This is a genomic window from Neisseria sp. (genome assembly GCF_030527965.1).
GTDB lineage: Bacteria > Pseudomonadota > Gammaproteobacteria > Burkholderiales > Neisseriaceae > Neisseria.
In genome coordinates this window covers 1-13640 of the sequence record NZ_JAUMZU010000025.1, presented here as the reverse complement: position 1 = coordinate 13640, position 13640 = coordinate 1, and the positions used below count along the sequence as shown (strand labels likewise).

General features: G+C 51.3%; 14 protein-coding genes. 6 read left to right on the top strand and 8 right to left on the bottom strand.

The features are described 5' to 3' along the window. Positions 1 to 46: 46 nt before the first annotated feature. From nadD to Q4A84_RS10360, 4 genes are all read right to left on the bottom strand, one after another. Positions 47 to 652 (bottom strand): nicotinate-nucleotide adenylyltransferase, encoded by a 606-nt coding sequence (gene nadD, locus Q4A84_RS10375; protein WP_303088860.1) that lies wholly within the window; start codon positions 650 to 652, stop codon positions 47 to 49. 342 nt (positions 653 to 994) lie between these two features. Next, complete coding sequence (gene hpaC, locus Q4A84_RS10370) at positions 995 to 1516, bottom strand: 4-hydroxyphenylacetate 3-monooxygenase, reductase component (RefSeq protein WP_303088859.1); 522 nt, start codon at positions 1514 to 1516, stop codon at positions 995 to 997. Next, positions 1506 to 1943 carry a homoprotocatechuate degradation operon regulator HpaR gene (gene hpaR, locus Q4A84_RS10365; RefSeq protein ID WP_303088858.1) on the bottom strand — a complete coding sequence of 146 codons (438 nt, stop codon included), beginning with the start codon at positions 1941 to 1943 and terminating at the stop codon, positions 1506 to 1508. Before hpaR ends, hpaC begins: the two co-directional genes overlap by 11 nt. A gap of 314 nt (positions 1944 to 2257) precedes the next feature. Next, complete coding sequence (locus Q4A84_RS10360) at positions 2258 to 3160, bottom strand: NUDIX domain-containing protein (protein ID WP_303088857.1); 903 nt, start codon at positions 3158 to 3160, stop codon at positions 2258 to 2260. A gap of 300 nt (positions 3161 to 3460) precedes the next feature. Here Q4A84_RS10360 and ubiM point away from each other — a divergent pair, with 300 nt between their 5' ends. Continuing rightward, a complete protein-coding gene (gene ubiM, locus Q4A84_RS10355) occupies positions 3461 to 4648 on the top strand; it encodes a 5-demethoxyubiquinol-8 5-hydroxylase UbiM (protein ID WP_303088856.1) in 1188 nt (395 codons plus the stop codon). A gap of 87 nt (positions 4649 to 4735) precedes the next feature. Here the strand turns inward: ubiM and Q4A84_RS10350 are convergent, their stop codons facing one another. The 3 genes from Q4A84_RS10350 to ubiD all read right to left on the bottom strand — a co-directional run bounded on the left by Q4A84_RS10350 (position 4736) and on the right by ubiD (position 7708). Next, the gene (locus Q4A84_RS10350; RefSeq protein WP_303088855.1) at positions 4736 to 4918 is read right to left on the bottom strand and encodes a hypothetical protein; all 183 of its coding nucleotides are present in this window, start codon (positions 4916 to 4918) and stop codon (positions 4736 to 4738) included. A gap of 527 nt (positions 4919 to 5445) precedes the next feature. After that, complete coding sequence (locus Q4A84_RS10345; RefSeq protein ID WP_303088854.1) at positions 5446 to 6108, bottom strand: hypothetical protein; 663 nt, start codon at positions 6106 to 6108, stop codon at positions 5446 to 5448. Positions 6109 to 6229: 121 nt separating this feature from the next. Continuing rightward, positions 6230 to 7708: a 4-hydroxy-3-polyprenylbenzoate decarboxylase gene (gene ubiD, locus Q4A84_RS10340; protein ID WP_303088853.1), complete on the bottom strand. Its 1479-nt coding sequence runs from the start codon at positions 7706 to 7708 to the stop codon at positions 6230 to 6232. 320 nt (positions 7709 to 8028) lie between these two features. On the opposite strand from ubiD, the gene ppk1 reads away from it, so the two are divergent. Beyond that, positions 8029 to 10092 (top strand): polyphosphate kinase 1, encoded by a 2064-nt coding sequence (ppk1, locus tag Q4A84_RS10335; RefSeq protein ID WP_303088852.1) that lies wholly within the window; start codon positions 8029 to 8031, stop codon positions 10090 to 10092. A 1-nt stretch (position 10093) separates the two neighbouring features. Here the strand turns inward: ppk1 and Q4A84_RS10330 are convergent, their stop codons facing one another. Beyond that, a complete protein-coding gene (locus Q4A84_RS10330; protein ID WP_303088851.1) occupies positions 10094 to 10315 on the bottom strand; it encodes a hypothetical protein in 222 nt (73 codons plus the stop codon). 20 nt (positions 10316 to 10335) lie between these two features. On the opposite strand from Q4A84_RS10330, the gene Q4A84_RS10325 reads away from it, so the two are divergent. The 4 genes from Q4A84_RS10325 (at position 10336) to ptsP (ending at position 13576) form a co-directional block, all read left to right on the top strand. Continuing rightward, positions 10336 to 10902, top strand: coding sequence for a Spy/CpxP family protein refolding chaperone (locus tag Q4A84_RS10325; protein WP_303088850.1), 567 nt, complete (start codon positions 10336 to 10338; stop codon positions 10900 to 10902). Positions 10903 to 11142: 240 nt separating this feature from the next. Next, complete coding sequence (locus Q4A84_RS10320) at positions 11143 to 11556, top strand: PTS sugar transporter subunit IIA (protein ID WP_303088849.1); 414 nt, start codon at positions 11143 to 11145, stop codon at positions 11554 to 11556. Beyond that, positions 11553 to 11822, top strand: a complete 270-nt coding sequence (locus tag Q4A84_RS10315; protein ID WP_303088848.1) for an HPr family phosphocarrier protein — start codon at positions 11553 to 11555, stop codon at positions 11820 to 11822. The genes Q4A84_RS10320 and Q4A84_RS10315 overlap by 4 nt, the downstream gene beginning before the upstream one ends. Then, a complete protein-coding gene (ptsP, locus tag Q4A84_RS10310; protein WP_303088847.1) occupies positions 11822 to 13576 on the top strand; it encodes a phosphoenolpyruvate--protein phosphotransferase in 1755 nt (584 codons plus the stop codon). The genes Q4A84_RS10315 and ptsP overlap by 1 nt, the downstream gene beginning before the upstream one ends. Positions 13577 to 13640 lie beyond the last annotated feature (64 nt).

Here is a 13640-nt window from a genome sequence, read left to right as displayed (position 1 = left end):
ATTAAATAACTCAGCCTAGCAACAGCAAGGCTTTTTGATAGGCCGATTAACGGTATAGATCGTGTTGCCGGATGTATTGCGCCACTTCGCGGCAAACCAAACCTTCTATGTCCTGCCCTGCCTTAACCTTAGCCCGAATGTCGGTAGCACTTATCTCGCTTAACGGTGCTTGCAGCAAATGCAAACTACCCGCCTGCAAAGCCTCGCCTATCCAAGCATGCAGCGCTTGTGGCGCCCGATTAAGCGTATCGCCCGAACGTGCGGCAACCGCAATATCGGCCAGACGCACCAACGATGGCCAGCGGTGCCATGTGTGCAAATTCATTAGGCTATCCATGCCCATCAGCCAATAGAGCTTGGCTTGCGGAAATTGTTGGCGAAAAATCTGCAAAGTATCGAAAGTGTAAGTAGGCCCGTCACGCACCATATCGCAATCGCTGGCCGCAAACCGCTCATCCTCCGCCACCGCCAATTCCGTCATGGCCAAACGTTGTTGGGCCGGCGTATGCGACGGTGCTTTGTGATACGGATCTCCGGCGGGGAGAAACACCACGGTCTCCAATTCCAATTCATCGGCAAACGCACGGGCAATGTGTATATGGCCGTTGTGTATCGGATCAAAAGTACCGCCGAACAAACCGAGCTTTTTCATTATCGTTTTCCTGCATCAACGTTTCAGACAGGCATTATAGCCAAGCGAAAGGCTTTTTAATACAACCTTCCTCTGATGGCTTTCCCCGCCGGCAGAAGAACATTGTCACTCGAGCATAGAAAAATGCTTGAAAGATTACGTCTCAAAAACCAATGCCTCGCTCTCCGAAACGCGGCAAACACGCATTAGTCTGGCATCAAAATGCCATTATTTTAAAACCGGCAATCAGCCGGAATGATTGAAAAGCCTGCCTGAAAAAATATCAGACAGGCTTTTCCTTTAAACCAAACAAACCCCGCAGCAACCTAACAAACGAATCTCGTATGCAAAAGCCACTTCGCATCAGGCCAGATCACCGAAACGGCGCCGGAAATACACCAAAGCGGCCGACTGTTCCAATTCTTGCCGATGCACCCGTATTTCTTCGATTTCCACGAAAAACACTTCGTGCGTACCGATGGTTTGATGTTGCGTGATTTTACCGTGCAGGTGCGCCAGCGCGCCTTCCACTTGCAACTGCCCAGTGCCGCCTCGATGCCAGATATGGTATTCAAACCGCTCCTCCGGCGAAAGGCGGGTAATGCCGGCAAAGTGCTCGGCCACATCTTGTTGCTCCGCGGCCAACACGTTGATGCACAAGCGCCCGTTTTCCAGCAAAATCGGCATAATCTTCGCTTGCCGGTTGATGCAGAGCAGTATGGTCGGCGGCGTATCGGTAACCGATGAAACTGCGGTCATGGTTATGCCGTAGCGACCGGCAGTGCCATCGGTGGTAATCACATGCACACCGGCGGCACACACCGACATCGCGCTGCGAAAATCTTGCGTTAACTCAGGCGCCTGCGCGTTGGAATTAGCCGTCATTTTGTACCAATGTTTTGAGTTCTCCGAGCAAACTTTGTAATTGTTGCAGTTTTTCAAACGACATGGCGGCTTCGATTTTATCGTAGCGTTCGTCTACTTTAACTTTAGTCGCATGATAAAGTTGATTGCCCGCATCGGTGAGTTTTAGAAATACGCGGCGCTGGTCGTTGGAAGGTTTCAGACGGAAAACCAATCCGACCTTTTCCAAACGGGTTAGGATACCAGTCAGGCTGGGGCGCAGGATACAGGCCTGTTCGGCCAGATCTTGGAAATCCAAGGTGCCCTGTTCGGCCAACAAGCGGATAATACGCCATTGCTGGTCGGTAATGCCTGCGGCATTTAAAATCGGTCGGAATTGGGTCATCAAAGCTTCGCGCGCCTGAACCAGGCTGATGTTGATAGACGCTTGTTTTGACGAAGTGTTCATTATCCGGCTCCTTATTCATTACTCGATCAAAATGGTTAAGACAAAAATCAAGATTCACAGCCCTTAAAATGTTTCAACTATCCGATCCGAAGCGTTCCGAATATGTAAACTATGTCTGCCGTTTCAGATTGAAACACTTTACAGACTGTATCCAATACTCCCTTCCGGGAGATTCATAAGATATTAATAAAATTATAAACCTAATCATGCCGCAAAGCGATTACATCGTGCAAAATCTTTTCAGACAGGCATTCTATAGCCGATAAGCTTAAGAATGCCTGTCTGAAAATCAAGCCGTGCGTTTTAATGTGAATTTAATCGCCATTTAATTGCGAACCGGTGTGCATTTCCTCCAACCAAAAGCTCAACGGATGAGCCGCATCAAGCAATCCGAAACGCCGGCAGCAATCCAAAGTCGCCACCATGGCATCGTTCATAAACAGACCCTCCGCCATCGCTCCGGCCAAATCATCGATCCCCATCAGGCTGAACTCAGCCACCTCACCATCTTGATTTTCAGGCACCACACCTTCCGGCAACCACACATCAAAAATATGCAACCACTCGCGGTGCAGTCCGCGCGACACGCTGCGCAAACTGAGCAATCGGCTGCGGCAGGCAAGGCCGGCCAGCAAAGCTTCCGGCAAGCCCGCCTCTTCCCAGCCTTCACGCACCATCGCTTTTTCGATTGATTCTCCGCTGGCCACGCCGCCGCCCACCACATTATCCAACTTATCCGGATCAACCGCCTTAAACGGGCTGCGGCGCCCGATCCAAAAACCCGTCTCGCCATTGCATTCGGCCATGCCGTTGATATGCACCGCATTACTGAGCAAGCCCAAAGGGCGGAACGCAGAGCGCTCCAAAGCAAACAAAACCTTACCCGACGCATCGCACACATCGAATTTCTCATTACGCCAACCGTGAAACTCGCCCCGCTCATGCCAATCTTGCGTAAGCGTCTGCAAGGCATCGCCCATCGTCAACCAATCTTGGCTCAGCAAATTCAACGAATCGGCAAGCACTTCCGCTTCACCTTGCCAATCGCGCACCAACAGGCCGCGCCAGCGTTCGTTGATAAAACCGAACGGCAGCCCGTTAAACAGTAAACGCTGCCATAACGCACCATCGAAAACAAATCTATCCTTAATCTGCCGCAAAAAAGCATCTTGCTCGGCAGCCGTAAATTTTCGGGGGAAAAGAATCTTCTGATTCATATCTCAATTCTTTAAAATTCTATCGGATGATTATAGAGCGATTGTAGCAAACAGCCTGTTCGGAATCATACCCAATCAAACAAGCGGTATGAATCTCCGTAAAAAAGCCCGGCTAAGCATTTTCAGACAGGCATTTCATCATTCCGATAGCAAGTTAACAAACTTGCTTTTCGGCATAGCCACCATCAACTCGTTCCGTCTTTCAGCCTAACCCCGCCTCATTACTTTTAAATATTCGCGCCATGTAACGCTTTTTGTTATCCTTATAAGGTCTTCCTAGCCAATCCAAAGGATAAAACCATGACTTCCACCCGTAGCGATATCATCATTGTCGGCGCAGGCCCGGCCGGATTGAGTTTTGCCCGAACCTTGGCCGGCAGCGGTTTGCGCCTGACCATAGTCGAAAAAAGCCCGCTGCCCAGCATCCAAGACCCGGCTTACGACGGCCGCGAAATCGCGCTGACCCATCTGTCAAAGGAAATCATGGAAAAACTCGGCATTTGGCAACGCATTCCCGCCGAAGCGATCTACCGACTGAAAGATGCCAAAGTATGGAACGGCGATTCGGCCTACCAACTTTACTTCCCCCAACCTTCGCAAGCGCGCGGCGGCAAAACCGACCGTTTGGGCAACCTGGTTTCCAACCATCATATCCGCAAAGCCGCCTACGAAGCTGTAGCCGAGCAAGATAACACAGAAATTCTATGTAGCACAGGCGTAAAAGAAGCACAAACAAATGAAACGGAAGCCAGCGTTGTGCTGGACAACGGTCAAACCCTGACCGCTCCGCTCCTCATCGCCGCCGACAGCCGTTTCTCACAAACCCGCCGTCAACTCGGCATCGCCGCCGATATGCACGACTTCGGCCGCAGCGTCATCGTGTGCCGCTTCAAACACGAACAATCCAACGGCCACACCGCCGTAGAATATTTCCAATACGGCCGAACGCTGGCCTTGTTGCCGCTGGAAGAACATCTGACCAACTGCGTCATCACCATAGACAACGACCGCGCAGCGGAAATCTTATCCCTCTCACCCGAAGCCTTCGCCGCCAGTATAGAAGCACAACTCAAAGGCAAACTCGGCAAAATGGAAGTGGCCGGCACCACCCACACCTACCCGCTGGTCGGCGTGCACGCCAATAAATTCCATACCGTACGCGCCGCACTCATTGGCGACGCCGCAGTCGGCATGCATCCCGTTACCGCACACGGTTTCAACCTTGGGCTGGAAAGCGCCGATATCCTCGGCAAACTGGTGCTCGAAGCAGCACAAAAAGGGCAAGACATCGGTTCTACAGCCCTGCTGGAACGGTATAACGCCAAACACCAGCTCAACACACGCCCGCTTTACCACGGCACCAACGCAATGGTTCGCCTGTTTACCAACGAAACCCCACCTGCCAAATTATTGCGCGGTTTTGTTTTGCGCGTCAGCAACAATCTGCCACCACTGAAAAAACTGATTACCCGTCAGCTGACCGGCTGAGCATTTAAACCCGACAGCAAACAAATGCCTGTCTGAACTCTTAAATAGAATTCAGACAGGCATTTGTCTCTTCAAGGTTAATTCATTTTAACCGGCAGCTTGCATCGGGAAAAAATCGCCGAAATAAGATTGATCGGCAGAACCATCACTGCTCATGATATCCCAAGTCATATTAGCACCTTGAACATCATTGGCAGAAACATCCCAAGCATCAATATTCGACTCTGTTTGAGCGGCTTCTTGATTTGAGTTTGGATATGTATTATTCATATATAACTTCCTTTCTTTAAATTATGGTTTTTGCATCATAGCCTGATAGGCAAAGCGGATAAGACCACCGTAAATGGAATAATTACTATACCAACAAACTACTTTCTGCAAAATCACATTTTTGATAATTTTTAGTTAAGATTTATCATTAATGTGATTGTTTTCATAATCTGCACTTTATATTAGTGCTATGAGATATTGACCTCGCGCCGCCCAAACAGTTCAATAGCTAATATTCTGCCGTTTACCCATCAAACATAATATTTTGTGTGGATTGTGTTGCTTTTTAACAAAACCCTTTAGCTCGACCCAATTTATCTCGATTAAAGCATCAGATAAAACTACATCAAACAACATGGTTTTACTTTTGTTTACCCGAAACCTTCAAACAATAATGCATAAATCCGATTTTATATGCTATTTAATTAATCATATAGCATAGAAAGGCGCCTTATCTATAAAATATAACAAACAAAATAAAGCAGAACAGGATACTATTCCTGTTCTGCTTTTATATCTCAAAATAATTATGGGCGCCGCTTGGCTGCTTTCTTATGCACCGATTTAACGGCCGGGCAAAGGCGTGCCAAGGTGGCCTGCTGCGCAGCTGCATCGTTGGTATAAGGCGTAATGTGCATTTTCGTGCCTTTATCCGCCGCCACATAAACGGTTTGTCCGCGTGTATTGGTAACGCCGTGATATTGGTAAGGCTTTGCGGCGCATACATTCAGCGTATAAGCCACGCCGCTTAACGGGCGGCCGTTGTCGTTAAGATTCAGCCAGGTGCCGCTGTTGCCGCGCCCGATGCGTTCCAGCAATATGAAACCGTCTTCCGGCACGGGGCTTTCAAACACGAATACCGGTGTCAACCCGTTGGCATCGGTAGTGCCGAAATACATGCCGTCTGCACCGTTGGCAAACGGCAATCTTCCTGCACGGTGCGCCAATACAAACGGCTTATTCGCCGCCATACGGGTGGTATTCGGCTCGAACAATACGAAACGGTAACCGGTATTGCCCTTACCCACTTGCTGCGCACCTTGCACATCTTTCATAAAGCCGAACGGCGGAATACTTTGCGGCTGTTGCGGTGCGGCTGGCTGCGGTGTCGCAGGCTTAGGCGGTTGTTTGGTACTGTTACAGGCAGCGAGCAATAATGCGGCAGTCAGGATTAAGGCACTTTTTTTCACGTTTTCTTCCTCATTGGTTACTATTGCATTAATATAAAATCGGATTATAACATGCAAAAATAATAAAAGCCTGTCTGAAAGCGATTCAGACAGGCTTTTTGCCTACCGTGAAAATATCGGGCTATAAGCCTAAATCCCGCCACATTGCGTCTACTTTAGCGACGACAGCCGCATCCTTCTCGATCACTCTGCCCCATTCGCGGCTGGTTTCGCCTGGCCATTTGTTGGTGGCATCCAAGCCCATTTTGCCGCCCAAGCCACTGACCGGGCTGGCAAAATCCAGGTAATCAATCGGCGTATTGTCAACTAGAACGGTATCGCGCACCGGATCCATGCGCGTCGTTACCGCCCAAATCACCTCTTTCCAATCGCGTGCGTTAACATCGTCGTCAACCACAATGATGAACTTGGTATACATAAACTGACGCAGAAACGACCAGCAGCCCATCATCACGCGTTTAGCATGCCCGGCATACTGTTTTTTGATGCTGACCACGGCCATGCGGTAAGAACAGCCTTCAGGCGGTAGATAAAAATCGGTGATTTCCGGAAACTGTTTTTGCAGCAGGGGCACAAATACTTCGTTCAGGGCAACACCGAGCACTGCCGGCTCGTCGGGCGGTTTGCCGGTATAAGTGCTGTGGTAAATCGGATTTTCGCGCATCGTGATGCGTTCCACCGTGAATACGGGAAAATAATCCTGCTCGTTGTAATAACCCGTATGATCGCCGTAAGGCCCTTCCAGTGCGGTTTCATTCGGGTGAATCACGCCTTCCAACACGATTTCGGCACGGGCAGGCACTTGCAAGTCGTTGCCGATACATTTCACGAGCTCAGTACGCGAACCGCGCAATAAGCCGGCAAACTGATATTCGCTCAAAGTATCGGGCACCGGCGTTACCGCACCCAAAATCGTCGCCGGATCGCACCCCAGAACCACCGCCACCGGATAAGGCGTATCCGGATTTTGCCGTCTGAACGCTTGGTAGTCGAGCGCACCGCCCCGATGCGCCAACCAGCGCATAATCAGCTTGTTTTTACCAATCACTTGTTGGCGATAAATACCTAAATTTTGGCGCTTCTTATGCGGGCCGCGCGTGACGGTCAGGCCCCAAGTGACCAACGGTGCCACGTCTTCCGGCCAACAATGCTGAATCGGCAGTTTATTTAAATCCACTGCATCGCCTTCCCAAACTATCTCTTGGCACGGCGCGTTTTTTACCACATGAGGCGCCATGCTCCAGATGTCTTTTAACAATGGCAACTTTGAAAACGCGTCTTTGATGCCTTTGGGCGGCTCCGGCTCTTTCAGATAGGCTAAGGTCTGACCGATTTCGCGCAGTTTATCCACGCTGTCCTCTCCCATGCCCAAAGCCACTCTTTCGGGCGTGCCAAACAAATTGGCCAGCACCGGAAAATCATAAGCGCTGCCATCTTGCCGCACCGCACGTTCGAACAACAAAGCAGGCCCTTCCGCGCGCAAGACGCGGTCGGCGATTTCAGTCATTTCCAGATAAGGCGAAACGGGCGCCGCAATGCGCTTGAGTTTGCCCTGTTGCGCCAACATGGCAATAAATTCTCTTAAATCCTTATATTTCATCTTGATAGCCTATCAATAAGCCTGTCTGAAAGCCATTTTTCAGACAGGCTTCATTCAAATTAAACCAACCCGACCATCCGTTCCGCCTCGCCGAGTAGTAAAGCCGGCATGCTGCCGCTCCAGCCAACTTGTGATTTCGCTACATTATAATGAATTTATACTTCAAATGCCTGTCTGAAAAAATGTGTGCTTTCAGACAGGCATCCGCATTATCCGACGCCTTATCCAAAATACGGCACATTCCTGCCAACGCCCAACCAAACCGAAACAAACACGTTATAATATCCATCCATTACAAACAGTATAACCGGAGGCCATAAATGTCCCAATCCACACACATCCTCTGCCGGGAAATGAGCCTGCTCGCATTCAACCGCCGCGTCTTGGCTCAGGCACAAGACGAGCGCGTGCCGTTGCTGGAACGTTTACGCTATTTGTGCATTGTTTCCTCGAATCTCGACGAATTTTTTGAAGTCCGCATAGCCTATCTGAAGCGCGAGCAAAAAGCCCGTCCCGGTTTGCTGCTCGACAGCGGTTTAACGCCAGACGAAACCATCGCGGCTACCACGCAAGAAGCTCACGCCATCATCCGCGAACAATATCAGGTTTTAAACGACGAGCTCTTGCCCGCCCTACGGGAAGAAGGCATTTCCTTTTACCGCCGCCGCGAATGGAACGCCGAGCAACGCGCATGGATTGAAGACTACTTCGACCGCGAATTGCTGCCCATTCTCACCCCCATCGGCCTCGATCCCTCGCACCCGTTTCCCCGCCCGCTCAACAAATCACTCAATTTCGCGGTAGAGCTGGAAGGCACCGATGCTTTCGGTCGCGCATCGAATATGGCCATCGTACAAGCCCCGCGCATCCTACCGCGCGTAGTGCGCATGCCTGATGCGGTTGCCGGCAAAGGCATCGGCCTCGTATTCCTCTCATCCATTTTGCACGAATATGTACACAAACTGTTCCGCGGCATGACCGTCAAAGGCTGCTATCAATACCGTCTGACCCGCGACAGCGATTTAACGGTAGACGAAAGCGATTTGAAAAACCTGCGCAAAGCCATTCAAAACGAATTGCGCGACCGCGAATACGGCGACGGCGTGCGGCTGGAAGTCGCCAACAACTGCCCCGACCACATCAGCGCCTTCCTACTCGACCAATTCAAACTGACCCAAAACGAGCTTTACCAAGTGCAAGGGCCGGTCAACCTCGTCCGCCTGATGGCCGTACCGGATATGATCGACCGCCCCGATTTGAAATTTGCCTCCAAAACCCCCGTTTTGCCCAAACGCTTAGGCAAAGGAAAACCGGTTATCAACGCCATTCGTAAAAAAGACATTCTGCTGCACCACCCATATCAATCGTTCGAGCCGGTCGTGCAATTCATCCGACAGGCCGCGCAAGACCCGGAAGTGGTTGCCATCAAAATGACCATCTACCGCACCGGCAGTAATTCCGAGCTGGCCGACGCTTTGCTGACCGCCGCGCTGGCCGGCAAACAAGTAACCGTGGTGGTCGAACTGATGGCGCGTTTCGACGAAGCCAATAACGTCAGCTGGGCAAGCAAGCTGGAAGAAGCCGGCGCACAAGTGGTATACGGCGTATTCGGTTACAAAGTGCACGCCAAAATGGCACTGGTCATCCGCCGCGAAGACGGCCGGCTCAAACGCTACGCCCACGTCGGCACCGGCAACTACCACCAAGGCACCTCTCGCATCTACACCGACTTCGGCCTGTTAACCGCCGATGAAGACATCACTGCCGACATGAACACCTTGTTTATGGAAATCACCGGCCTCGGCCAACCCACCCGCTTGAAAAAGCTCTACCAAAGCCCGTTTACCCTGCACGAGCTGATTATGCGGAGCATCAATCAAGAAGCCCAAAACGCCCTTGCCGGCCGGCCGGCCGCCATCAAAGCCAAGATGAACGCCCTAGTCGAACCGACCATCATCGAAGCACTTTACGAAGCATCGAAAGCAGGCGTGCAAATCGATTTAATCGTACGCGGCCCCTGCGCCCTGCGCCCGCAAGTGAAAGGCCTGTCTGAAAACATCCGCGTCCGTTCCATCATCGGCCGCCAGCTCGAACATTCGCGCGTTTACTATTTCTACAACAACGGCGCGGAAAACACCTACATCGCCAGCGCCGACTGGATGGGCCGCAACTTCTTCCGCCGCATCGAAACCTGCACGCCCATCGATGATCCGGAATTCAAAGCCCGCATCATCCGCGAAGGTTTGACACTCGCCTTGGCCGACAACCAAAAAGCTTGGGAAATGCACGGCGACGGCAGCTATACCCGCGTTATTCCTCCGGAAGGCGAAAAGCCGGTCAACCTGCAGGAAGACCTGTGGGAAGAATACGGCAACGACCATTGAGTCATAAAAGCGCAGCATAAAAAGCCTGTCTGAAAACATTTTCAGACAGGCTTTTCTCTATTCTTAACAATCCTCCCTCTCCAACAGCCACGCCGCAACATTCGCCCACAAATTCCCACCAACCGATAACCTCTCCAACAACAGGATTTACCCAAGCACCCGCCACATTAACCAAACCTGCCGCTATGATGCCGCCCGTTGTACCACACCAACCTCTTGTCAAAACAAAAAGGAAAACTCAACATGAATAAAAACGCCGCCGGCGCCATCGTTATCGGTATCGCCCTCCTATCTCTTGCCGCATGCAGCACTTCCGGCAAACGGCACGACCATTATTCAGAAAAAGGCCGCGACCAAGCCCCGCCGCCGCACCAAGTCGCCGCTCGCCCCGACCTTCTGCCGCCCGGTTTTGAAAAACTCAACCTGAGCGACGCACAAAAAACCGAAATCCGCCGCATTATGGAAGCCAACCGCCCAAACAACGGCGCTCGCCCAGAAGAAAACATGCACCCCGACCGCCAAACCGAACGCACGGCCGAACAAGCCCTGTTGCAAAACAAAACCTTCGACGAAGCCGCCGCCCGCGAGTTGATTGCACGCCAAGAGCAAGCCTCGGCCGCACACCGCCAACAACATGCCGACGCACAATTACAACGCCTGAAAACACAACATGCCGTTTTTCAAGTACTCACGCCCGAACAACAGCAAAAATGGCTGGCAGAGCAACAACGCCGCCCCGACCGCCGAAAAGGCCACGGCGAAGGCCCCGACAACCGCCGCAACATGCCGCCACGCCCTCTTGCCCGATAACCATCCGGCTTAACCCGCAAAGCCTGTCTGAAACCTTTTTCAGACAGGCTTTCTTTCTGCGCGGCAAACATCCATATATGCTGCGGAAATTTTCAGCTATAATTTGAAAACGTAGTGAAATGAATCAGGTAAACGCCATCGTGTGTTTATCATCACATCAACATCCGCTACACCATAAAAACCGGTTTCAGACAGGCATTTAAAATAGCCGCTTGAAACACCAACAAGGAATCCGCAAACATGATTGGCGTTATCATCATTACCCACCAATCCCTCGATGATGCCTACCACACGCTGGCAAAGCATTTCTTTCCCGACATGCCCGACAACATCCGTCTGTTAGGCGTAAAAAACACCGAAGACCACGAAGACGTTTTACAACAAACCAACCGCCTGATGGCCGAGATTAACGCCGACCAAGGCATACTCGTACTCACCGACATCTTCGGCGCCACACCCTGCAACGCTGCCTGCAAATTGGTCGTGCCCGGCCAAATCGCCATGTTGACCGGCCTAAACGTTCCCATGATGATTAAAGCCATCCAATATTCCACCAGCGGCATCACCCTCGGCGATTTCACCGCCAAAGTCAAACAAGCTGCCATCAACGGCATCATCGACATCACCGCACCGCCCGAAGGAAAACATTCATGATCAAACAAAACGTCGAGATCATTAACAAGCTCGGCCTGCACGCCCGCGCCTCTAGCAAATTCACCCAAACCGCAGCCAACTTCAAAAGCGAAATATGGGTCAGCCGCGACAACCGGCGGGTCAACGGCAAAAGCATCATGGGTCTGATGATGTTGGCGGCAGCCAAAGGCACTACCATCGAATTGGAAACCGACGGCCCCGACGAACAAGCCGCTATGCAAGCCTTAACCGATTTGATTAATGATTACTTCGGCGAGGGCGAATAATGAGCATTGTCTTGCACGGCGTTGCAGCAGGCAAAGGCATTGCCATCGGCCGTGCCCACCTGATTTCCCGCGGCATGAGCGAAGTGCCTCAATTCGACCTCGAAGCCGCCGACACCGAAGCCGAAACCACCCGTTATGAAGCAGCCATCAAGGCAACCCGTCACCAAATGGAACAGTTGCGCGGCAGCATTCCTGAAAACGCTCCAACCGAGCTGGATGCCTTCATCACACTACATTTGATGCTGTTGAACGACGTAACTCTGTCGCGCGACCCAATAGACATCATCACCGAAGAGCGGATTAATGCCGAATGGGCGCTTAAAATCCAAACCGACCGCCTCAGCAGCCAATTTGACGCCATAGACGACGACTATCTGCGCGAACGAAAACAAGACATGCTGCAAGTAGTCGAACGCATCCATAACAACCTCATCGGCCAAAGCAACGAATTAAATCTCAGTCCTGATTTGCTGGATGACACCATCTTAATCGCACAAGACATTTCACCCGCCGATACCGTACATTTCAAAGAGCAGCGCGTCGCCGCCTTCGTTACCGACGCAGGCGGCCCCACCAGCCACACCGCCATTCTAGGCCGCAGTCTGGACATCCCTTCCGTTATCGGTTTACGCAACGCCCGCCGGCTGATTAGTGAAAATGAATGGGTAATTGTCGACGGCATGAACGGCATTCTGATTATTAGCCCCGACGACTTAGTTATTGCGGAATACCGCAGAAAACAACGCGAATACCGAAGCCATCAACGCAAGCTTCACAAAATCAAAGATACAGCCGCCACCACCGAAGACGGCGTCGACATCGAATTACTTGCCAATATTGAATCGGCCGAAGACATTAAAGCTGTTCACAAATACGGCGCCGACGGCGTCGGCCTGTTTCGCAGCGAATTTTTATTTCTTAACCGCGACACCCTGCCCGATGAAAACGAGCAATACGAAGTATATAGCGACATCATCAAAAAGCTGAAAGGCAAGCAGTTGACCATCCGTACCGTCGATTTGGGTGTCGACAAAAACCCGCGTTGGTTCGGCCAGTACGGCACACCCAACGCCAGCCTCAATCCGGCCCTAGGCCTGACCGGCATCCGCCTGTGTATGGCCGAGCCCGTTATGTTCCGCACTCAAATGCGGGCCATTCTGCGCGCAGCCGTTCACGGCCCCGTCAAAATGATGTGGCCGATGATTGCCTCGGTATCGGAGTTGAAACAATGTCTGGTTCACCTCAACACCGCCCAAAAACAACTTACCGAACGCGGCGATGCTTGGCATAATGTAGAAGTCGGCTGCATGATTGAAATTCCATCCGCAGCCCTAACTACCGCCACCCTGCTTAAATATATCGATTTTGTTTCCATCGGCACCAACGATCTCATCCAATACACCCTTTCTGTCGACCGTAGCGACGACAGCGTCAGCTACCTCTACCAGCCGGCCCATCCCGCTATATTGCGGTTGCTTGCCCACATCATCCGTACCGCCAACCGACTTGGAAAAACCGTATCGGTATGCGGCGAAATGGCAGGCGACAGCACCTTTACCCGCCTCCTGCTGGGCTTGGGATTACGCCGTTTTTCCATGAACACCAACAATCTGCTGGCGGTTAAAGACGTTGTATTGCATAGCCGCACCGATGAATTGGAAACCGCAATTGGAAGAGTCATGCGCAACGAAGACCCTGAAAAATCAGAAAAACTGTTGAAAAAATTGAATGAAACGGAAACGCTGTCAGCATAAAACAAAAACAATGGGGCTGTCCTAGATAACTAGTACAAATCATGCTTTACTAATTGTTTTAAAA

Coding starts and splice junctions, on each gene's coding strand:
- Q4A84_RS10350 (WP_303088855.1), bottom strand. CDS start 4,918: ATGAATAATACATATCCAAACTCAAATCAAGAAGCCGCTCAAACAGAG.
- ubiD (WP_303088853.1), bottom strand. CDS start 7,708: ATGAAATATAAGGATTTAAGAGAATTTATTGCCATGTTGGCGCAACAG.
- Q4A84_RS10320 (WP_303088849.1), top strand. CDS start 11,143: ATGATTGGCGTTATCATCATTACCCACCAATCCCTCGATGATGCCTAC.
- ptsP (WP_303088847.1), top strand. CDS start 11,822: ATGAGCATTGTCTTGCACGGCGTTGCAGCAGGCAAAGGCATTGCCATC.
- ubiM (WP_303088856.1), top strand. CDS start 3,461: ATGACTTCCACCCGTAGCGATATCATCATTGTCGGCGCAGGCCCGGCC.
- hpaC (WP_303088859.1), bottom strand. CDS start 1,516: ATGACGGCTAATTCCAACGCGCAGGCGCCTGAGTTAACGCAAGATTTT.
- Q4A84_RS10315 (WP_303088848.1), top strand. CDS start 11,553: ATGATCAAACAAAACGTCGAGATCATTAACAAGCTCGGCCTGCACGCC.
- Q4A84_RS10360 (WP_303088857.1), bottom strand. CDS start 3,160: ATGAATCAGAAGATTCTTTTCCCCCGAAAATTTACGGCTGCCGAGCAA.
- hpaR (WP_303088858.1), bottom strand. CDS start 1,943: ATGAACACTTCGTCAAAACAAGCGTCTATCAACATCAGCCTGGTTCAG.
- ppk1 (WP_303088852.1), top strand. CDS start 8,029: ATGTCCCAATCCACACACATCCTCTGCCGGGAAATGAGCCTGCTCGCA.
- nadD (WP_303088860.1), bottom strand. CDS start 652: ATGAAAAAGCTCGGTTTGTTCGGCGGTACTTTTGATCCGATACACAAC.
- Q4A84_RS10325 (WP_303088850.1), top strand. CDS start 10,336: ATGAATAAAAACGCCGCCGGCGCCATCGTTATCGGTATCGCCCTCCTA.